We start from the raw sequence: 20481 nt of genomic DNA, 5'->3' as shown, positions 1-20481 counted from the left end.
TGGAATGAATGGATAGATTAAGCCCTGATTTTAGCAAAAAATGCGGTAATCAATAGGGTTTGATGCCCTAGATTCTCTCTGCCATTCCTAGGCGCGGCTTAAGACTATTCAATATACTTTGCCAATAACAGCTGTAACTTCTCCTTCGTTGCCACAGGCACCTGAGCCAACGGGGTTAAAATGGCATACTTGAGAGCCGAATGAGCATCAGACTCCGGCGGACGGGTGACCAACGTCTTCACCACCTCTTGAATCACCTGTTGAGCATTACTGGCATTGCGGTGTAAATTCTCCACAATCATCTCTACTGTGACACTATCATGCTCGGGATGCCAGCAATCATAGTCCGTCACCAGTGCCAACGTCGCATAGGCAATTTCCGCCTCCCGCGCTAACTTGGCCTCCTGTAAATTAGTCATGCCAATAATACTCGCGCCCCAACTCCGATAGAGACTGGACTCAGCCTTAGTGGAAAACGCTGGGCCTTCCATACAAACATAAGTCCCCCCGCGATGTAAAGCTACTTCGGGCAAGCTCAAACGTTCCACCGCATTGGCGACGATCCCCGCCAAACGGTAACAAACTGGATCCCCGAAGGCAATATGAGCCACGATTCCCTCTCCGAAAAAGGTGGAAATCCGCTGTTGGGTGCGGTCAATAAACTGATCTGGCACCACCATATCTAGAGGTTTAATGTCTTCTTGTAAAGACCCCACGGCTGAGGCGGAAATCAGGTACTCTACCCCTAATTCTTTCATGGCATAAATATTAGCGCGAAAGGGGAGTTCTGTGGGGGTTAAATGATGGTTTCTACCATGACGGGCTAAAAAGGCGACTGGTGTCCCTTCTAGCGTCCCTACAATGAACGCATCGGATGGCTTACCAAAGGGGGTGTCGAGATAAATTTCCTCCACCTCTTGTAAAGCCTCCATTTTATACAGACCACTGCCGCCAATAATGCCGATTTTAATTTCTTTCATTTCAATTATTACTAGGGAATAGGGAATAGGTATCAATTATCAATTATCAATTATCAATTATCAATTCCCACATTTCACTAATTACTGTTCACTGTTCAAGAATTTTGCTCAATATTATTAATATATTCCCACCAACGATTGAGGGGATAATAGACCACCGGAGCCCATAAACTGCTGAGAATGGCCGAGGACAGGGCAATGCGTTGATGTTCTTCCCAAACTAGGGTAAGGTCGCGAATTCCTTCTAAACTGTACTGAATCGCCGTCACTGTCTCAGCAATCACCGCCATACCAAAGACAATGAGGGCAATGGAAATAAAATCTTCTTGAATATACCGTTGCTTTTGGATTTTAGCGGTCAACACCCCCACAATGACCAGACTCAGGATGTGAGAGGGATAGATCGCAAATACTTCATCAATGGGCATTATATTGGGGTCAGAAACGTTAGGATCGCCCAAAAACGTAATCGTATCTAAGGCTATCATTCCATCTTGAATCAGACCGAGAGCGAGTCCGGCGATCGCACCTTGCCACACCGTCCGCTTGACACTCCAAACTACTACCCAAATTAACAGCCAATTGGGGCGAATGCCTAAGAGTTCCGTTCCGGGTAAGCGGGCAAACACCACCATCAAACAAATCAGCACAGACCCGCCAATAATGAGCCAATTACACAATTGGCGAATGGGGGCTGAAACCTCAAAAATCCTTGCCACAGGTCTTGTTATCCTCCTTTAGAGTTTCGGTTCAAAGGGTTCAACCACCACCCATTCTAAATACTGAATCGGTGTGGTTAAGCGGATAATGACTTCAGGAGCCGGGCTTTTCTCCAAATCAACGGATTCTACTTCCCCAATGGGAATTCCAGCCGGAAATAAATGACTGACATGGGAAGTCACGATCTTATCCCCCTTCTCCACATCTGGCACCTTCTCAAAAAACTCCATCACGGCTTGATCAGAGCTTTCCCCTCGGACAAAACCCATATAACGAGTCCGACTGACTACAGCGCCTACTTTACTGGTGGGATCACTCACTAATAACACTCGACTGGTGTTCGGTGTCACCTTGACTACACGACCCACTAAGCCCCCCGGACCGGTGACGATATAGCCCTCTTGGATGCCATCTTTGCTCCCTCGCCCCAAGGTAACTTGTTCCCACCAATGTTCGACACTGCGACCAATAATCGGAGCTGTAATCACATTAGTGGGGCGCTGCTGAACATAACCCAGTTGGTTTTTCAGCATTTGGTTTTGCTCTGTGAGTTCCTCAACTTGGGCTTCTAGCTCCTCAACACGGGCATTAGACCAGGCTTCCTCTGGACGAGGCCCTGTTTGGAAGGGTCGAACAATTTGATAGTACAATTCTGATACTAGAGCCCCTTGGGTCTGACGAACAAAGAGGGCAATCCCTAGGACGACCCCCGTTAGAACCAGTTGTGACCCGTAACGTTCCCACCAGCGACGCACTGTAAACATAGTTAATCGTTAATAGTTCATCGTTGGGTGTTGAGAGTTGGGCAGGTTTTGGGGTGGGGGGAAGAATGAGGGCGAGGGGAATGATCCCTTCACGATTCATTCTCAGTCCCCCCCCGGACCCACCTTCACTGTCAACAACCCATTCATTTAGATAGTGCGGGAACGACCACTAAATACCCGCTCCAGTTGCTTGAAGTTTTCCAACACACGCCCAGTTCCCAAAACAACACAACTGAGAGGGTCGGCTGCAACGTGGGTGACAATGCCTGTTTCATGACTGATTAGGGTGTCTAACCCTTTCAGCAAAGCTCCCCCTCCGGCTAACATAATACCCCGATCAATAATATCGGCGGCGAGTTCAGGAGGAGTCCGTTCTAGGGTACGCTTGACGGCATCAACAATCACGGCCAGAGGTTCGGACATACTTTCCCGAACTTCGGGAGCTTTAATGGTGACGGTGCGAGGTAGACCTGAGAGCAGGTGCAGGCCTCGGACTTCCATGGTGACTTCATCATCATCATGGGTGGGGTAGGCCGAACCGACTTGAATCTTAATTTCTTCGGCGGTCCGTTCCCCAACCACGAGGTTATGAACTTTTTTCATGTACTGGGTGATGGACTCGCTGAGTTCGTCCCCGGCGACCCTCACGGATTCGCTTAATACAGTCCCCTGCAAACTGAGAACGGCGACTTCGGTAGTTCCCCCTCCGATGTCGATGATCATGTTCCCGGTGGGTTCTGCTACGGGTAAGCCTGCCCCGATGGCGGCGGCTACGGGTTCATCAATGAGATAAACGTCCCGCGCTCCGGCTTGGGAAGCGGCTTCCATGACGGCCCGACGTTCGACCCCTGTCACCCCACTGGGAATCCCAATGACAATGCGGGGAGAAACTAAGGCTCTGCCTTCGTGGACTTGACGAATAAAGTGTTTGAGCATTAATTCGGCTGTGTCAAAGTCCGCAATAACCCCATCTCGCAAAGGGCGTAAAGCAACTACGTTGCCCGGTGTCCGACCGAGCATTTTTTTGGCATCCTCGCCGACGGCGAGGGGAACTTTTAAGTCTTGGTCAATGGCAACCACTGACGGTTCTTGTAAAACAATGCCTTTTCCGGAGACATACACCAAGGTGTTAGCGGTACCGAGGTCGATACCCATATCTCGTGATAGTGAAAAGCGACTAAACAAACCCACTCGTTTCTAAGCCCCCAAAGTCTAATAATGTCGTGTTTAGCTAACTTTTAAGTTCATTTAAGTGTAATCGATGTGGATTCTATTATGTTTTTCCCCATCCGTCTAGTAATCTCTCTCATTTGACCGCTCCTTCACTGACCCAGGTGAGATAGTCCTCGGAAAATGCAGGGGAGTCTGCCTATAAGAGCTATTCTTTTTGCCGATTTTGGCACACTTGGGCGCATTGGCTGTTCAGATTCTAGCACCAACTCTTCGATCTGCCCCCTTGATTTTCAGGTAAGGGGTTTCGGTTTCTGTTTTTCTCAGGTTTTGGGGCTGTTCCGGAGAGATTGGCTATGGGGGGGCGCTCAAGGCTCACTTACAGACAGCCGAACCGTTGAGCAAGGCTTCGCTGCTGTTGGGTGGTCGGGTAGATTCTATACTAATAGCGGGCTTTCATCGCTGTGGACTAAGTGGTTCTGTAGCATTATACTAACTTGGCTTGCCAAATTTGTAGCTTTGGTCAGTGAGGCATCGCTATACTCAAGACTGATATTGAGAATCAAAAAAAGCCGTCCTAGAAGGCGATGCACTGAGTATGTCGAAGGGACGGGGTTTTAAACCCAATTTTTCGATGAACTTTTTCTTATTGGAACCGACTCCTGCGGTGAATAGAATCTTGGTGGTGGATGATTCCCCAGATAATTTGTTTTTGATTCAAAGTATTTTGGAGGAGGAGGGCTATGAGAGTGAGTTAGCGGAAAATGGACAGGATGCGATCGCCTCCATTGAACAAAACCCTCCGGATTTAGTGTTATTAGACGTGATGATGCCGGGAATGGATGGGTTTGAGGTGACGCGACGGATTCGGGAAAATCCCCATCTTTCCTATATTCCCATTCTCCTGATCACGGCCTACGATCAAGCCAGTGTAGTGCAGGGATTAGATAGTGGGGCTGATGATTTTATCCGCAAACCTGTGGAAATTGAGGAGTTGTTAGCTCGGGTGCGATCGCTTTTGCGCTTAAAACAGAGTGTCGATGAACGAGATGCGATCGCCCGGCAACGAGAGGATTTTGTTTCCCGACTCACCCATGATCTCCGTACCCCCCTAGTGGCCGCCGATCGGATGTTAGAGTTATTTCAACAAGGCGCTTTCGGGGATCTTCCTTCAGAAATGCAGGAAGCGGTATCTATCATGATTCGCAGCAACCAGAATTTACTCGCCTTAGTTAATACATTACTAGACGTATATCGCTATGAAGCGGGACGCAAGCGGTTAAATATTACCCCCCTTAATCTGACCCAAATTATCTTAGAAGTGGTCGAAGAACTTACCCCACTCGCCACCGAAAAAGGCTTATCTCTCACCTATCACCCGGCAACAGAACCCTGTCCCACTATCTCAGGAGATGCTTTAGAACTGCGTCGAGTACTCATTAATATTATCGGCAATGCCATTAAATTCACCGATCAAGGGGGTGTGGAAATTACCCTACACCACACCCCCCAACAGGTGAAAATAGCCGTCCAAGACACCGGACAAGGGATTAGTCCCGAAGAGCAAAAATACCTCTTTCAACGCTTCCGACAGGGCGACCATACACGGGCTGGGAGTGGTTTAGGATTACACCTTTCTCAATGTATTATTACTGCCCACCACGGACATATTACCGTAGATTCACAACAGGGAAAAGGAAGCACCTTTACCATTACCCTAGCGCTTTAACTTTAAGCCGCAACCCTTGCCAGAATTCCCATAAACTTATCCCCAACAAACCCAGCAGAAAACTCGGTTCTGGGACTCGATTGGGGTCAGGATTTACTATCCCATCATTCCCCGATTCAGGATTAGGTTCTGAAGGAGTGAAGGGGTTTAATAGGACAATTTGCGGCGTTCCCAAAGGCCCCTCGGCTAGGGCGACAATTTGCCCTTGATTATTAATGGCTCGCAGTTGTTTAATGTCGTAATTTCCTTGAATCGGCATATTATATCCCTTGTTGACTACGGCATTATTCACCATGGCAAGAGTCGTTAACTCCCCATTATCCCATAGCCCAAAACTCCCCACCACCTGACCGGAATCATTGACCCCAAAAGCTTTTCCTTGCCCTAAATTTAGCCAGCTATTGTTTTGACTATTCCATAAGTAAGCTGTAGTATTTTGTGGAGTATTGTAGCCCGTAAAATCAGCAAATGGGACAATATTATTCCCCACATTAAACGTCACTAAGCCCTGATTATTTAGATCCGTGGCTAAACCTGCGCCGATTAGTTGCGGCATTGCCTCACTGCCGGGGCTAAAATAAGCTTGGGCTGGATTCGGCATCGGTAAACCATTAAAAATCCCCTGACCTTGATCATTTACGGCAAAAGTATCACCATAACCAATCTGTTCACAGTTGGGAAAGAAAGGCATCCCATAATAAGTGCAACTGCCATAAAGTTTAAGCGTCACATTTCCCGTTTCATCAAGTTGAAAAATGAGGCTTTCATTATAGAGATTATCTCCATAATTGACCCTCATTTGAGTGGGAAAAATACCTAAAACTGACATGGAGTAAAATGTACCAGCAATAGCACTGGTACCCCAACCCCAAACGAGACAACCACTGGTCAACACTAATAACGACGATTTGAGCGACATAACACCGTTCCCCCTATATTAAAAAATAAGGGCTAGGTATCGGCAGGAGTGTGAGAGTGAGTCACATAGAGTTCAATCACCCTGTTGAGTCCCCTGATCATAACAATCGAGAGTTCAACAAGAGCAAGTCTTGTCCCAACAATAGCCTAGCCTCAATCGTTTTGTGGTGAAGCAAGAGAATCTATCAGAATTCTCTAAGCATATATACTTTTTGATCCTAAACCACTTTCCAAGGCATAAATTTCACCCCCCCCTTGAAATCCTTACAAGGTCAGGATTTGAGGAACTTGTAAAAAAATAATACAAAAATCTCTCAGTTAAAACCGATTAAAATACAGTGCCATCACTCTCTAAGCGAAGAGGGGGAAGACCTTGCCGCAACTGTGCCGCGATGCGTCGTCCTGCCGTCCAAGTCCCTCCTTGCAACACCTTCACTAACGGCAATTCTGCGGTCGTTAATTGTAATTTTTCGCGCATTTTCTCGGCAATTTTATCCAACAAAATAACCGTTAAACCACGCCATTCTACAATGACTTCTGAACTGGGAACATGGGCAACTTCTAAGATATCCGGTTGTTTGACCTGCAATAGTCCTAAATCAATACAAAGTCCCCCATTGCGATACTCTGCTAATCCCGTGAGTTGGTCTAAGTCCTTAATTTTTAGACCTAAACTTTCTAAAGGTTCTAATAGGGAGTAAGTTAACCACTGACTTAACTTATGAAACGGCACAAAATGATCATCAGGAATAGCGGAATGTTGCCACACATCCCCCAAATTGATCCCCTCTAGGGTAAATCGTCCCGGCCAAATTTCACCCAGTCCTTGAATGACCGTATTAAACACGGTCAGCGCACTAAGTTTTCCTGCTTCATCCTGTTGACTCAACCAATAATTGACTAAATTTCCTAAACGCGGACAGTCCTCTCCAAACAATTCCGGTGATTTTCTCATCACTTTGCCTAGCTTTTGCAGCAATTTTAAGCGCCCTTCCAATCCCACTAAAGGGTTCTCTGAACTAACTTGAAACTGTTCTTTAAGTTGCCCTAAGTCTAACTGTTCTAAACCTAAACTATCGACCTGTAAAGGGTAACTGCTATAACTCGAAAACGCACCAGAACAAAACATCCTAAAACTGGCAACAGCTAATCCTTCGGAACGCTGAAACATTTGCCCGGTTTGCAGTTCAAAATACTGCCATTTTTCCCCCGCACCCGCATCTAGTAACACACTCACAATCACTAAATCCACTAAAACTTTAGCTTGTTCAAGGGGCGAAAGGGTTTGAGTAACGGCTTTTAATTCAGCTAGACGGGAATAATTTCCTACGCCAAAATGTCGCCAACGACTATGAAAAGGAATCTGAAAATCAGGATAGGTTTCTTGGGTAATTTTTAGGACATATTCTGTAACGGCATCAAGTTGAGTCAGGTCACAAAAAAAGTAATCTAATTCATTTTGGCAAGCCTTTTGAAACAAAAGGTCACATCTTTGACGAATGGCGAAGGGAGTTTGTAAATATAAGGGCGGTGGGGTCATGATGGGCTTGATCTGAGGGTACAATCTATCCAAAGTAGGTATTTTAGGCGATTCTCGTTCTGAGACGCTACGCCATGATCCCAGTCTCCCTCTCTCATGTTTTCAGGAGGATTGCGATCGCCTACTTAAATCAGGGGGTATCGAAATGACTCACCTTCCATTCTAGACCGCTTGTGCTATTCAACTCCTACGTTTTCATTTTCGCCTTTCTCCCCCTCACCCTACTCGTCTATTTCGCCTTGACGCGCTTACACTATGTCAAGGTGGCCATGATTTGGATGGCCTTGGCCTCCTTATTCTTCTATGGGTACTGGAATCCCCCCTATTTGCTGCTTCTACTGGTTTCCATTACCTTAAACTATACCCTGGGCCGTGCAATCGCCTCACGTCCCCTAAAAAGTCCCGAGTCTCAATCCTTACTCATCCTCGGGATTAGCCTTAACTTAGCACTCATTGGCTATTACAAATACGCCGCCTTTTTTGTCCGTTCCCTTAATACCATTATAACTCAAAACTGGCAGACTCCTGAGATTTTTCTCCCCCTTGCCATCTCCTTTTATACCTTCACCCAAATCGCCTATCTTGTCGATGCTTACCGAGGAGAAACTCAAAACTCCCATTATGACTTCATCACCTATACCCTCTTTGTTTCCTTTTATCCTCAATTAATTGCTGGTCCTATTTTACGTCATGATGAACTGATTCCCCAACTTCGACATCAGAACTTCATCTTTTCTCAAAAAAATTTCGCCCGAGGTTTAACCTTATTTATCCTCGGTTTAGCTAAAAAAGTCCTAATTGCTGATAACTTATCCCCCTGGGTTGAACCCGTCTTTAGTCATGCTGATACTGTCACCTTCCTAGAAGCTTGGATCGGTGCATTAAGCTATACCTTTCAACTCTATTTTGACTTTTCTGGCTATTCTGACATGGCCATTGGTTTAGGTTGGATGGTTAATCTTGACCTGCCAATTAACTTTAACTCCCCCTATAAAGCTCGTTCAATTATTGACTTTTGGCGACGTTGGCATATTACCCTATCCTCCTTTTTACGGGATTATCTTTATATCCCCCTTGGTGGGAGTCGCCAAGGAGAAACTCGTCGTGTCATTAACTTAATGATCACCATGTTATTAGGTGGACTCTGGCACGGTGCCGGATGGACTTATGTGATTTGGGGGGGACTTCATGGACTATTTTTAGGCGTTAATCACGCTTGGCGAAAATGGGGAATTTCTGTACCTCATATCCTCGGTGTTGTCATGACCTTTTTAGCCGTAGTCGCTAGTTGGGTCTTATTTCGATCTGCTAGTTTTTCAGATAGTTTAGCTCTTTTACAGTCAATGGTAGGAATAAAAGGAGTCGTTTTACACGCCGCACATCAGCCGTTTTTAGGGTGGTTAATCCCTTGGGGTGTTGAATTTAGAAATAGTGCCGATTTTTCCTATTTGCCTCCGTTATTAATCAATCAAACGCTGACGATTTTATCTGGATGTGCTTTGCTGGTTTTTGCCTTTCCCAATACGCAACAACTGGTTGCACGATTTACCCCTAGTTGGCCTTGGACAGTTTGGATAGTCTTCTTAAGTACAGCCTGTTTTATCTCCCTTAATCAAGTATCAGAATTTCTCTATTTTCAGTTTTAATTGACCCCATGCCTAAGCAAAATGCTTATCGTTTTTATATCCTCCGGGTGTTTGTTTTAACCTTACTCAGTTTAAGTCTGATTGCAGGAGTAAACGCAGGAATTGATCCTTATGAAGCTCTCGGAACAATACAAATCCGAGGAGTTAATAATGTTAAATCAGAAAAAAATCTTCAGGTTCGACTGTTTAAAACTCTGGCGATTAACCGTCTGCAAGTCCAGAGTGTATTCCTCGGTTCATCTCGGACTGAATTTGGTTTAGATTCTCATCATCCTGCCTTAAAGAACCAACAACCGGGGTATAATTTAGCTATTAGTGGCGGGAATATGTATGAAGTGAGGCGGTATTTTGATCATGTTATGGCTACCCAGCCAGATGTAAAAAAAATTGTGCTAGGGATTGATTTTTTTATGTTTAATCAGTTCCAACAAGTGACTCCAGATTTTAATGAAAATCGCTTGGAAGTGCGTCGAATTATTTTTAAAGATTTTTTTGATATTTTGTTTTCAAAATCTTCACTAATTGCCAGTGTCAGAACGGTGAGAAGTAGTAGGAGAGAACCGGATTCTATTGGTTCTTTTTATCCCGATGGTCGTATTAATCCTGATTTTTATATCGCTAAAGCGTATCAGAACCAACCCACAAAAGCTAGATTTTCCCAAGTTTTACAAGATTTTATGACGCGGGATGATTTATATGGCAACTATCAACTTTCGCGAGATTATTTAGAAGATTTAAAGGCCGTTATTACCACATCTCAAGCACGAGAAATTCAGCTAACTATCTTTATTTCTCCCTCCCATGCTATGCAATGGGAGGCGATTCGAGTCTCTGGACTTTGGTCACAATTTGAACAATGGAAAAGAGAAATTGTTCAGTTTGCACCCATTTGGGATTTTTCTGGTTACAATAGCATTACGACTGAACCCCTAACGGATTCGATGGTCTATTATATCGAGAGTTCTCACTATCGGAAAGAAGTAGGGGATTTAATTCTGAATCGAATATTGAACTACAATCTGGATGTAGTTTATTTAGAGGGAGTTCCACCTGATTTTGGGGTATTGTTGACTCCTAATAATTTGGAGGATCATTTAGCACAAATTCGCCAAGACCGAGCCGTTTGGGTCAAAAATAACCCGGAATGGGTGGAGTTTGTCGAGGGGTTAAAACCCGAATAATAGTTTGATATATGGGGGAGAAACAGTGAAAAAAAGATTTAGAAACTACTGATTATATCCGCTTTTTCGGGTTAGTTTTTGCCTTTATAACCCGTGCATTTCTAACCATTGTAAGGCGAAATAATAGCCTAAATGGATTAGTCCAAAGGAATTCAAGTGTAAATTATCTTCATGTCGGGGAAAGTAACGAGTCTCCACAATTCGGGTATGACTAACTGTTTGATCAACTATTAATTGTCCATGACGGACTATCTCCCCATATTCAAACGTGCCGAAGTTAGGAGTTTGATGATTATTTTCTAGGAAGATGAGGCCCTGAATAAAGGGGAGTTGGGGAGAGTTTAAATCTTGTCGCAGTCGGGAGATAAACTGGGTAAGGTTTTGTGCGTAATTCATGGCCCGATTGCGATCGCGCAGCGTCTCGGAAGGAGAATCACCTTTGGCATCTGACTCTCCCTGCATCCAGAAAAACCCCGCCACTTCTGGACGATACCCCACCTGACAAAGTTGTGCGATCGCCCTTTGTACCCGCACCATCATCTCATGATACAGCGAATCCTCCAACTTGGGGTTCCATTGGCTCTCCAAATCCGTCCCATTCTGCGCATATTTAACCATTGCAACAGGTTTTTGTAGCCGTCTGGCAATGGTGACACCCAGGGTAATTTCAGGCCCAAATCCGTCCCCATTGACCACACGAGGACTAAAATCAAAAGGTTCTGTCGGAGCCTGTAGCGTAGTCCATTGATCCTCCCGATTGTACCATAGCACACCGGGCTGAGGCTGTCTCAACTGAGGGGGTAAATCCTCCAGATTTGATTGATGTCCCACCATATTGGATTGACCCGCTAAAATAAATAAAGGAATAGCAGGTAAATTCGATGAGCAATCCGTTATTTGACCCCTATCCTCCTCTGAAATAGGACTCATCATGGCGACAGCATTTAACAGAGGAGAAAAAACTAAAAATAACGTTAGATAACTTCCAATTTTTAGCAAAAAACTTGCGATTTTCATAGTTTTTCTAAAATAAAGAAATAATGATAGGGATAGAGGGGATCTTGATATTCCTGACGAATCTTTAACCCCGCATTTTCTAACGACCTAACAATCCGTTTTTTTGGATACCCTTTTAGTCCAATTTCCCAGTAATGCTCATCAGGAGTATAAGTTTTTGTGCTCCAAAACTTGGGAACTTGTAACAGCAAACTCCGAGGACGACGATTAAACGAGAGTTGAAACTGAACGCTACAATAACTGCTATTATACGGCAACGAAATTACAATATATTTTTTGGTAAAATTTGCCAGTCGCTGAATCGCTTTCTCGAAATCCTCATAGGGAATATGTTCCAACACTTGAAATAAAGCAATAGCATCAAAAGTATCTCTCGGCAGTTCAAAATCACTTCTCAAATCTAAAACAAAATCTGGCTTTAAATCGGGGTTAAAATCCGCACGAGTGACCTGATATCCCTCCGATGATAAGAGATGATAAAACAGAGAATTATAAATCCCAATCTCTAACACATTTTTGACCGACTCTCCCAATAACCGAATCATCCTTTTTTGGTTATATTGGCTGATCATTCTCTGCTTGGTTAAATATTCTCCCGGCATTCTTACTCCTACTACCAAAAAAGCGTTTAAATTTGCTCAAGTTTTACGTTTCTTAGCTTTCTTGTCTCTACTGACCTATTTTTCCGCAATAATCCAAGTGACAACCGGCCACTTCTTATCATTATATTGTGCAATTTTATTCAGAGGATGCCAACTTGCCTCGGGAATAGCCTGATAACGCAATCCCACCGCATCCATCACCCAAACATACCGATTTCCCCATCCTCCCACTTCAATAATGTTAGAAAATTCACCACATAAAAAGGTTAAAGCTTGAGGAGTAAAACGCCAAAAATCCCCCGGATATTCATGAATTGGATTAATAAAACAAGTGGTATGGATGGCCAATCCCCCCGGTTTTAAAACTCGCCAACTTTCATCAATCGCTTGTTGAGGATTTCCTTCGATATGCTCTAAAACTTGATCACTCACAACATAATCAAATTCATTGTCATCAAAGGGTAAATTTACAAAATTACAATCAGGATAATTTGCCTCTTGTAACTCTGACTGAGTTAAATCAAAAAACTGTCGGCATAGATTTGTAGAATGGCTAATAGAAAGAATTTTTCCCTTCGTAATTCTTGGCATTAAAACACTGGCTAAATGCTGGTACATATAGTAACGGGTAATATGAGGACCTTTCTTAAGCTTAAAAGCAGAGGCCTTGATGAGATTTTTAAGCAAAAAACGAGTCGGTTTAGTGATAAACATTAATCCTTGTGCTAAATAGCTTAATTTTAACCTATTTTACTTGACCTCTGGGGGATTCAAGCGTTTAATGTGACCCAACACAGTCCTTGCGGCTTGACTCGGGAGAAGCACACCGATTATAATTTTAACCAGAACAATCCAAATTACTTTATTTTTTAAAAGTATCGGTTGATGGGTTAATGCTGTCCCCAAAAAACGGGCAGCCATAAGACTCTGTTTCCGATTAATGCCATAAGCTAGTGCATCAAAAGTCAGAAATTTATAGCGATTGCCAATGATTTCCTTGCGGCGTTTTTGAATTCTTTCTGGTGCCGTCGCTAAACACTTCTCAATGACCTGTTTATATCCCCGCTCCTGTCGTTCCAAATTAGCAGACCAAGACCCAATAGACTGGCGATAAAATACTTGGGTTTTAGGCACTAAGGCAAAGGGATATTTTGACGCTAATCTAATCCACATTTCCCAATCTTGACCCCCCAGAAGAGATTCATCAAAAGGTCCCACTGCTAACAAGGCATCTTTGCGAATTAAGGGATTAGAACCACTGCCAATAAAATCCCCTAATAAAAGCTGCTCATAGACATTATCTTTAAATCTAAAATGTTGTCCTCCTGGTAATTTATTCCCAAACTCATCAATAAAATCTGTCCAACTATAGGCAACTGCACAGTCAGGATTCTTTTGTAATGCAGTCAGTTGAGATTCTAATTTATCAGTTGTCCATAAATCATCTGCATCCAAAAAAGCTAGATAGTCTCCCGTTGCGACTTCAACTCCTCGATTACGGCTTTTTTGGGGACCAGAGTTAGGGTAAGATAAGAGATGAATCCGTTCGTCTAGCAGACTGGACACGACCTCAACTGTTTTATCGGTAGACCCATCATTAATAATGATTAACTCCAAATCTTTAAAACTTTGATTCAAAACAGATTCAGCCGTCGCTTGAATAGTTGTTTCAGCATTATAGGCAGGAATAATTACTGAAATTATTGCCATATTTTCTCCTGATTTATTGTTTGTTTCTGATCTGTTTCATCCAATGAAATACACTCATCAAACTAGCACGATAAAATTCCATCTCAAAGGCTGGAATAAGGTCGGATTGCAGTTTACCCTGATACTGAATATAATGCTTAATTATTCGGCGTAAATTGCCCAAAATTGTTCTCAATATAATCACCAGTTTATCATTGGGACTAGCGTTAATCATCCGTAACTGACAAGTGGCTAAACCACAGGCCCGCGCTAAGGATAATAAATAATCTTGTTCTAAACGAAATGCAGGGATTTTATGGTTTATGTGCATCCGGGGATTGTACCAAATTTCCCAGCCTTGTTTGTGGAGATAAAGTAAAGGTGCATAATCGTCTCCTCGTGCTAATATATCTCCCTGATTCCCAACAACTTGAGGGGTTTTAGGTACAGCATCTTGCCAGGCTTGTTTTTTGACAACTAGGCCAGCACCGGGTGGTAATCTTAAGTTATCGGGGTCAAAGCGAAAGGGTTCAGAACCGTGTTCTCGTATGGCTAAAAAGGTGGCAATTTTTTGAAAGTTTTCGGGGGGTTGTATTTCATATTCGCCGTGAATTTGACCGCTAAATGCTCCCGCTTGGGGGTAGTTTTGGCTAAATTGATAGATGCTATAAATCCAGTCTGGTGCGGGAATGTTATCATCATCTAAGAAGGCAATATAAGTTCCTTGTGCTTCTTTAATGGCTCGTTCTCTGGCAAAGGCAAGACCTTGATTTGGTTCAAAATAGTATTGAAGGGGATGATTTTTTGACCAGTTTTGTTGATATTTTTTAACGACTTTTTGGGTTGTATCTGTGCTATTATTATCAATAATGATGATGTCCCACAGAATGGGTTCAATATTGCTTTGATCATTCTGGGTTTGATGAAGTAATGCCTCTAATACATCAGGTAAACGCTGGGCTCCGTTATAGGTGGGAATGGCTAGGGTAAGGGAAAATGAAGCATGGGTCATAATCAGTTGAAGTTCGATCAGACTAACTGGGATGGTTATGGGAGGAGGAAAGTTGAGAAAAATATTAAACTTTAGGGTTTTAACTGATGATTAAGCTCAGGATTTGAGTTAATATTTTGATTGATAAACCTAGGAGAAACAACGGTCAAGTTTAATGGCTCATTGGCAGTTGGCTGATTTTGGCATTAGAAGGCTTTTCGCTGGTATTTTTTCCCTTGAGGTATCCGTTAGACCACAGATAAAAAAAGCTGTTTAAACTCCCCATTAATAAAGCCCGTTCACAAGCGGCTATTTCATCTTGAGCAGAAACACCATAACGGAGGATGTGAAGGAGTAATTTTCGCAAGTCGTTGGCAAGGTAGGCTGTCGTTAAAATCGGCTTTAAAAGGGGGTGAACTCCTACCATACGAGTGACATAACGACTTAATCCAATGCCGCGAAAGAAGGGAATGAGATATTCCGGTTCAAGGCGTTTGGGGGGTATTTTATGATCAATCTGCATCGCGGGATTATACCAAATCTCCCAGTTAGATTGATGGTGAATATAAGATAAGGCTTCTAAGTCTTCTCCGGTGAGCATACTGCTGTGGGTGCGACCGCTCAAAATGCAGGTTTCTGGGACATATTTTAGCCAAACTTTACGTCGGACGACTAACCCAGCCGAAGGGGGAACTAAGTTATATTTCGGGTTATACTGTTTAGGTTGGTCGCCCCATTCTATGATGGCAAAATAGGATTGAATGCGGGTAAAGTTCGGGGGAAGTTCTTGTTCAAAGAGGCCGTGAATTTGGCTGCCATAAGTGCCTGCTTGGGGGTGTTTCTGTGCAAAGTGAACGGCTTGATAGACCCAATCTAATTCGGGGATATTATCATCATCTAAAAAGCCAATTAGTTCCGCTTGGGATTCTTTGACTGAACGCTGACGGGCAAAGGCGGCTCCTTGTTTGGTTTCTAATACATAGCGCAGGGGAATCTGTGGCGGCCAGTTTTTTTGAAACTGCTGCACCACGGCTGCTGTGCGATCAGAACTGTTATTATCAACGACTAAAACTTCCCATGAGATTCCCTCGGTTCTGATTTGCGATCGCAACTTTTCCAAAACATCTGGTAAACGCTTTTCCCCGTTATAGGTCGGAATGACCACTGTTAAATCCATCATGTCCAAGCTATCATGATTCACGGCTGATGATAGGAACAGTAGGGCATCAGGTTTAATACTCTCGTTCAATTTCCTCAGCCTACAGTTCCCTCAGTTATCCCTCCTTTGTGGGGGGGGAACAGCTTTAACTTACCCTGATTGGCTGTTTAGTTGTCAGTTAATCCTACCTCGAAAGTAAAAACAGGGCAAGGCAACACTAGGGTTAACAGACCTAGATGATTCACCCCCTAATAATCTTGTAAACCACGCCCACTAATTTGAGCGAGTTTCTCCTCATCAGGGACTTCCCCCTCAGTATAGTAGCCAGCCGCCATTTTGGCCGCAATTTCCACCTGGGCATCTTCGGGAATATAGTGGGGAGGGATGGGGATGCGTTCCACTACTTCAATGCCAGAATGGGTGATGGCGTTGTATTTTAAATTACTCATGGAGACTAACCGATCAATGCGGGTAATTCCTAACCACTGTAAAACATCGGGCATTAACTCCTGAAAACGCATATCCTGCACCCCAGCGACGCATTCGGTGCGGGTAAAATAGGCATCAGCGCGATCGCCTCCTTCCTGACGTTTCCGCGCATTGTAGACCAAAAACTTAGTCACTTCCCCTAAAGCGCGTCCCTCCTTGCGATTGTACACAATCACCCCTGCCCCTCCCTCCTGGGCCGTTTGAATACAAACCTCAATCCCGTGGACTAAATAGGGGCGACAAGTACAAATGTCCGAACCAAATACATCAGACCCATTACATTCATCGTGGACGCGCACCGCTAAAGGTTTACTCTCATCCGTAATAGCGTCTAATTCCCCCAGAATATAAACCGTCATCCCACCAATGGGGGGTAAAAACACATGGAGATCGGGACGAGTGACCAATTCGGGGAACATTCCCCCCGTCTGTTGGAACAAAATCCGTCGCAGATCACTTTCTTTGACCCCAATCCGTTGAGCGATGCCGGGGAGATACCATACGGGGTCAATAGCCACTTTAATCACCGATAAGCCCGCATTGGCTTTGACAATGGTATTATCAACCTGAATTCTGTTCTGTGCGATCGCCTCTTGCAACTCCGGTAAATTAATCTGGGCCTTAGTAACAGCAATCGTCGGGCGAAGATCATACCCCTGGGCAATCAAAGACCCATAGACCTCCTCCACCATCGCCCCAAAGGGATCCAGCGAAACAATCCCATGAGGATCTCCCCAACTAGGATAAGGCCCAATCTGGACTGGGGGGGCGGTATGGGTCAAATCAGCGCGGTGATCGGGCTGTAGGGAGCCACTGGCCACCGCTAAAGCCCGATAAACCGCATAAGACCCCGAATGAGTCCCAATCACGTTACGGTGGCTTTGGTGAGTCAAACTGCCAATAATCGCACCCCGTTTGAGAGGATCCCGATTCCCCCACTCAATGGGTAAGACCGAGGATCCTTGACGGTTGGGATGAGAGGTGAGAACAATATGCTTGGGCTTAGACGTAGGTTTGGGTTGATTCATTTTTTGTAACGGCTCATGCTATAAATAAGCCCTGATTGTAGCAAGTTGCTTGAGAATGGGGGGGAACTCCAGAAAAATTTTCCCAGCAGAATCTTCCCCTCTTCCCTTTACTCCTCCCGGTTTAACCTTTGTTCAGTTTTCTGAAATAGCCGAAATTTTATGACTATTGCGCGCACTATTTGTTTAGGGTTTTTGGCGGTAATATCCGTCGGAACATTGCTCCTGCTATTGCCTATTTCCACCAGTAGCGGCGATTGGAATAGTCCACTGGTTGCCATCTTTACTGCTACTTCTGCCGTCTGTGTTACGGGTTTAATTGTCGTCGATACTGGCAGCCATTTTTCCACCCTTGGACAGTGTTTTATTTTGCTTTTAATTCAAATCGGTGGTCTAGGCTATATGACCACTAGCACCTTTTTATTATTGGTCTTACGCCGTAAATTTGACCTGCGGCAAAAACTGGCCATCCAAGAATCCTTTGACCGTCCTTTTTTACAGGGTAGTCAACATTTAATTCGCTCGATTATTATTACAACCTTCTTTTTTGAACTGACTGGTCTTCTAATTATTCTCAAGCCATTTCAAGAAGACTATGGTTTTTTAAAAGGTTTATGGATTGCTTTCTTTCACAGTATTAGTGCTTGGAATAATGCTGGATTTAGTCTATTTGCAGACAGTCTAATGGGCTACCAGCATTCCATCGCCATTAATATTGGTGTGCCTCTACTCATTATTTTTGGCGGTATTGGCTATCAAGTGATACTAGAATTGCAATACTGGATCAAATCTAAATTAAGCGGTCAGAGAGTTTTATCGATTTTTTCCCTTAATACTAAAGTTGTTGTGCGAGTAACTGCCTTTTTATTGATTTCGGGAACAATCGGCTTTTTTACCACAGAATTTTTAAATCTTAATACATTAGGTCCATTAACTCTGAAAGATAAACTATTGGCCGCTTGGTTTCAATCTGTCACCACTAGGACTGCCGGATTTAATAGTGTTGATTTTGGGAGTATGAGTGACACCGCCCTCTTTATCACCATTGCTTTTATGTTTATTGGAGCGAGTCCCAGTGGCACAGGAGGCGGCTTAAAAACTACCACCTTGGGAATATTAATTAATTGCACTCGTTCCACCCTACGGGGCCATGAACAGGTGATTATGCACAGCCGCAAGATTCCTACCTCCCTAATTTATAAAGCCATTGCCGTTGTCTTGGGATCTGCCACCATGGTAGTCAGTGTCACCACCCTGTTATCCATTACCGAGGCTGGGAAATTTGATTTTATCCATCTCCTCTTTGAAGTGGTTTCGGCCTTTGCTACGGTGGGACTTTCTACGGGAATTACGGCGGATTTATCTGAGATTAGTCAGATTATTTTAATTTTTACCATGTATACCGGGAGAATCGGGATTTTAGTCTTTATGGCGGCGATTTTCGGCGATCCGCGTCCTACCAGTCTGCAATATCCCGAGGAAAATTTATTAGTGGGATAGGGGGAGGAGACGAGAGGGGCAAAACAGGGGATAATTTGAGATCAATTCCAATGAGAGCGCAAGAGGATGATTGAGTGTGAATTTGCGATCGCTTAAATTTCTAACCAGTCTCGGTAAAGAGAATAAACAATTCGCGGTTATTGGTCTAGGGCGTTTTGGCCGTTCCGTTGCCGGAGCCCTGCATAAAATGGGTTATGAAGTCTTGGGAACTGATATCAGCGAGAAATTAGTGGCCCAAGCCTTAAACGATAAAGTCGCCACCCATGCCATATCCCTAGATTCCACCGATCCCAACGCTCTTAAAGAAGCCGGGATCTTTGAATTTGATACCGTCATTGTCGCCATCGGTAATTATGTGCAGGAGAGCATCATTACTACCCTCAACGCCAAGGAAGCAGGTGTTAAGCACGTTGTGGCTAAAGCCTCCTCAGAAATTCATGGCAAACTCCTAGAACGAGTTGGGGCGGATCAAGTGGTTTTCCCTGAATATGAAGCGGGTTGTGCCTTAGCCTATACTCTCACCAAACCGGCCATTTTGGAGCGTTTCGACCTTGACCCTGACCACAGTATTGTAGAAGTGCTAGTCCCCGAAGAGTTTCACGGCAAAACTATCGCAGAAATTCAACTGCGCGGCCGTTATGGTTTAACCCTAATTGCTGTCGCCGAAGACGACAAGAAATTTGAAATTAATCCTCTCCCCAATCGTCGTTTAAGTCAAGGTACCGCTATGGTCGTGATTGGTTCTAATGAAGATATTAAACGTTTGCCCATTTAATCAGGAAGCCAGAGAATAAATAAAGTGAACTTTTGAGACAAGGTAAGGTCTTGTCTCAAAAGTTTAGTGAGGGATTAATGAGGTAAATTATTCTTAAATCTCATTCATTTAAAATTTTTTGAGCCATTACAAATAATGTTAATTGAGTATACAGATTTTAATAATCAGAACGAGGATTTGACTCAACAATTTCCCTCTGAGTGGATGGAAGTTGAGCAAACGTTATGTTCTATGCCATTCTTGCTGAATAATATTATCAGAAGTGAAGTTCTTTTCAAGTCAAAATTAGCACTCAATAGCCACTCCGTTGCTCTGATAGTTTTAGTAACAAAGTTTGATATATTACCATCCGCAAATAGTTCACTTCATTATACCCAAGCGGTTGAGCAACTGCTCGTTATTGAAACATCAAATATTTTTAGTTTACCGATCATGTTTTCTTGAAAGCCCCGATACTTTAGGACGGGGATGAAAAGAAAAACAGTATGTAACCCGCGAAGCGTCAACACTTAATGAGCCTTGCCAGTTTTATTAAGTGTGTTATAATGGGAGCATGATAACGATGACCTACGATTTCAAACTCAAG

Annotated in this window: 19 protein-coding genes and 1 pseudogene; 6 read left to right on the top strand and 14 right to left on the bottom strand. The window is 43.8% G+C overall.

Annotation, left to right across the window (positions count from 1 at the left end; translation table 11 throughout):
• Window positions 1–104 precede the first annotated feature (104 nt).
• The 5 genes and pseudogenes from K4A83_RS12430 to K4A83_RS23205 form a co-directional block, all read right to left on the bottom strand.
• Window positions 105–980 (bottom strand): S-methyl-5'-thioadenosine phosphorylase, encoded by an 876-nt coding sequence (locus K4A83_RS12430; RefSeq protein WP_265264889.1) that lies wholly within the window; start codon window positions 978–980, stop codon window positions 105–107.
• A gap of 95 nt (window positions 981–1075) precedes the next feature.
• Complete coding sequence (gene mreD / locus K4A83_RS12425) at window positions 1076–1699, bottom strand: rod shape-determining protein MreD (RefSeq protein WP_265264888.1); 624 nt, start codon at window positions 1697–1699, stop codon at window positions 1076–1078.
• A gap of 18 nt (window positions 1700–1717) precedes the next feature.
• Entirely contained in the window at window positions 1718–2464 is a 747-nt protein-coding gene (gene mreC, locus K4A83_RS12420; RefSeq protein WP_265264887.1) for a rod shape-determining protein MreC, read from the bottom strand.
• A 147-nt stretch (window positions 2465–2611) separates the two neighbouring features.
• Complete coding sequence (locus tag K4A83_RS12415; protein WP_017303795.1) at window positions 2612–3619, bottom strand: rod shape-determining protein; 1008 nt, start codon at window positions 3617–3619, stop codon at window positions 2612–2614.
• A 394-nt stretch (window positions 3620–4013) separates the two neighbouring features.
• A pseudogene (locus tag K4A83_RS23205) lies at window positions 4014–4076 on the bottom strand (helix-turn-helix domain-containing protein); the annotation flags it as partial.
• 192 nt (window positions 4077–4268) lie between these two features.
• On the opposite strand from K4A83_RS23205, the gene K4A83_RS12410 reads away from it, so the two are divergent.
• Window positions 4269–5363, top strand: coding sequence for a sensor histidine kinase (locus K4A83_RS12410; protein ID WP_265264886.1), 1095 nt, complete (start codon window positions 4269–4271; stop codon window positions 5361–5363).
• Here the strand turns inward: K4A83_RS12410 and K4A83_RS12405 are convergent.
• Both K4A83_RS12405 and K4A83_RS12400 read right to left on the bottom strand, forming a co-directional pair.
• Entirely contained in the window at window positions 5347–6282 is a 936-nt protein-coding gene (locus K4A83_RS12405; protein WP_265264885.1) for a hypothetical protein, read from the bottom strand. The two genes, K4A83_RS12410 and K4A83_RS12405, sit on opposite strands and share 17 nt — an antisense overlap.
• A gap of 327 nt (window positions 6283–6609) precedes the next feature.
• A complete protein-coding gene (locus tag K4A83_RS12400) occupies window positions 6610–7821 on the bottom strand; it encodes a URC4/urg3 family protein (RefSeq protein WP_265264884.1) in 1212 nt (403 codons plus the stop codon).
• Between the two features lie 173 nt (window positions 7822–7994).
• Here K4A83_RS12400 and K4A83_RS12395 point away from each other — a divergent pair, with 173 nt between their 5' ends.
• The gene (locus tag K4A83_RS12395; RefSeq protein ID WP_265264883.1) at window positions 7995–9467 is read left to right on the top strand and encodes an MBOAT family O-acyltransferase; all 1473 of its coding nucleotides are present in this window, start codon (window positions 7995–7997) and stop codon (window positions 9465–9467) included.
• An 8-nt stretch (window positions 9468–9475) separates the two neighbouring features.
• On the top strand, window positions 9476–10648 hold the full coding sequence (locus tag K4A83_RS12390) for a hypothetical protein (protein ID WP_265264882.1): 1173 nt from the start codon (window positions 9476–9478) through the stop codon (window positions 10646–10648).
• An 84-nt stretch (window positions 10649–10732) separates the two neighbouring features.
• On the opposite strand, the gene K4A83_RS12385 is transcribed toward K4A83_RS12390, so the two are convergent.
• The 7 genes from K4A83_RS12385 to K4A83_RS12355 all read right to left on the bottom strand — a co-directional run bounded on the left by K4A83_RS12385 (window position 10733) and on the right by K4A83_RS12355 (window position 17623).
• Complete coding sequence (locus K4A83_RS12385) at window positions 10733–11665, bottom strand: sialate O-acetylesterase (protein WP_265264881.1); 933 nt, start codon at window positions 11663–11665, stop codon at window positions 10733–10735.
• Window positions 11662–12267 carry a class I SAM-dependent methyltransferase gene (locus K4A83_RS12380; protein WP_265264880.1) on the bottom strand — a complete coding sequence of 202 codons (606 nt, stop codon included), beginning with the start codon at window positions 12265–12267 and terminating at the stop codon, window positions 11662–11664. Before K4A83_RS12380 ends, K4A83_RS12385 begins: the two co-directional genes overlap by 4 nt.
• 75 nt (window positions 12268–12342) lie before the next feature.
• On the bottom strand, window positions 12343–12981 hold the full coding sequence (locus tag K4A83_RS12375; protein WP_265264879.1) for a methyltransferase domain-containing protein: 639 nt from the start codon (window positions 12979–12981) through the stop codon (window positions 12343–12345).
• 36 nt (window positions 12982–13017) lie between these two features.
• Window positions 13018–13977 (bottom strand): glycosyltransferase, encoded by a 960-nt coding sequence (locus K4A83_RS12370; protein ID WP_265264878.1) that lies wholly within the window; start codon window positions 13975–13977, stop codon window positions 13018–13020.
• Between the two features lie 13 nt (window positions 13978–13990).
• Entirely contained in the window at window positions 13991–14968 is a 978-nt protein-coding gene (gene hpsE, locus K4A83_RS12365) for a hormogonium polysaccharide biosynthesis glycosyltransferase HpsE (RefSeq protein ID WP_265264877.1), read from the bottom strand.
• A gap of 151 nt (window positions 14969–15119) precedes the next feature.
• Window positions 15120–16127 (bottom strand): hormogonium polysaccharide biosynthesis glycosyltransferase HpsE, encoded by a 1008-nt coding sequence (gene hpsE, locus K4A83_RS12360; protein WP_407810017.1) that lies wholly within the window; start codon window positions 16125–16127, stop codon window positions 15120–15122.
• 227 nt (window positions 16128–16354) lie between these two features.
• On the bottom strand, window positions 16355–17623 hold the full coding sequence (locus K4A83_RS12355) for a GTP cyclohydrolase II (protein ID WP_265264874.1): 1269 nt from the start codon (window positions 17621–17623) through the stop codon (window positions 16355–16357).
• A 159-nt stretch (window positions 17624–17782) separates the two neighbouring features.
• Between K4A83_RS12355 and K4A83_RS12350 the strand changes: the two genes are divergently transcribed.
• The 3 genes from K4A83_RS12350 (at window position 17783) to K4A83_RS12340 (ending at window position 20339) form a co-directional block, all read left to right on the top strand.
• Entirely contained in the window at window positions 17783–19120 is a 1338-nt protein-coding gene (locus K4A83_RS12350; RefSeq protein ID WP_265264873.1) for a TrkH family potassium uptake protein, read from the top strand.
• Between the two features lie 76 nt (window positions 19121–19196).
• Window positions 19197–19895, top strand: coding sequence for a potassium channel family protein (locus tag K4A83_RS12345; RefSeq protein WP_265264872.1), 699 nt, complete (start codon window positions 19197–19199; stop codon window positions 19893–19895).
• A gap of 135 nt (window positions 19896–20030) precedes the next feature.
• A complete protein-coding gene (locus K4A83_RS12340; protein ID WP_265264871.1) occupies window positions 20031–20339 on the top strand; it encodes a PDDEXK family nuclease in 309 nt (102 codons plus the stop codon).
• Window positions 20340–20481 lie beyond the last annotated feature (142 nt).

The organism is Spirulina subsalsa FACHB-351 (assembly GCF_026130165.1).
GTDB classification, from domain to species: domain Bacteria; phylum Cyanobacteriota; class Cyanobacteriia; order Cyanobacteriales; family Spirulinaceae; genus Spirulina_A; species Spirulina_A subsalsa_A.
This window is presented reverse-complemented; position numbering and strand designations above follow the sequence as displayed.

Excerpts from the sequence above, each read along its gene's own strand:
- K4A83_RS12430 (WP_265264889.1), bottom strand. The coding sequence starts at position 980 with ATGAAAGAAATTAAAATCGGCATTATTGGCGGCAGTGGTCTGTATAAA.
- K4A83_RS12370 (WP_265264878.1), bottom strand. The coding sequence starts at position 13,977 with ATGGCAATAATTTCAGTAATTATTCCTGCCTATAATGCTGAAACAACT.
- K4A83_RS12385 (WP_265264881.1), bottom strand. The coding sequence starts at position 11,665 with ATGAAAATCGCAAGTTTTTTGCTAAAAATTGGAAGTTATCTAACGTTA.
- hpsE (WP_265264877.1), bottom strand. The coding sequence starts at position 14,968 with ATGACCCATGCTTCATTTTCCCTTACCCTAGCCATTCCCACCTATAAC.
- K4A83_RS12405 (WP_265264885.1), bottom strand. The coding sequence starts at position 6,282 with ATGTCGCTCAAATCGTCGTTATTAGTGTTGACCAGTGGTTGTCTCGTT.
- K4A83_RS12380 (WP_265264880.1), bottom strand. The coding sequence starts at position 12,267 with ATGCCGGGAGAATATTTAACCAAGCAGAGAATGATCAGCCAATATAAC.
- K4A83_RS12410 (WP_265264886.1), top strand. The coding sequence starts at position 4,269 with ATGAACTTTTTCTTATTGGAACCGACTCCTGCGGTGAATAGAATCTTG.
- K4A83_RS12390 (WP_265264882.1), top strand. The coding sequence starts at position 9,476 with ATGCCTAAGCAAAATGCTTATCGTTTTTATATCCTCCGGGTGTTTGTT.
- K4A83_RS12355 (WP_265264874.1), bottom strand. The coding sequence starts at position 17,623 with ATGAATCAACCCAAACCTACGTCTAAGCCCAAGCATATTGTTCTCACC.
- K4A83_RS12400 (WP_265264884.1), bottom strand. The coding sequence starts at position 7,821 with ATGACCCCACCGCCCTTATATTTACAAACTCCCTTCGCCATTCGTCAA.
- hpsE (WP_407810017.1), bottom strand. The coding sequence starts at position 16,127 with ATGATGGATTTAACAGTGGTCATTCCGACCTATAACGGGGAAAAGCGT.
- K4A83_RS12350 (WP_265264873.1), top strand. The coding sequence starts at position 17,783 with ATGACTATTGCGCGCACTATTTGTTTAGGGTTTTTGGCGGTAATATCC.
- mreC (WP_265264887.1), bottom strand. The coding sequence starts at position 2,464 with ATGTTTACAGTGCGTCGCTGGTGGGAACGTTACGGGTCACAACTGGTT.
- K4A83_RS12340 (WP_265264871.1), top strand. The coding sequence starts at position 20,031 with ATGTTAATTGAGTATACAGATTTTAATAATCAGAACGAGGATTTGACT.
- K4A83_RS12375 (WP_265264879.1), bottom strand. The coding sequence starts at position 12,981 with ATGTTTATCACTAAACCGACTCGTTTTTTGCTTAAAAATCTCATCAAG.
- K4A83_RS12415 (WP_017303795.1), bottom strand. The coding sequence starts at position 3,619 with ATGGGTATCGACCTCGGTACCGCTAACACCTTGGTGTATGTCTCCGGA.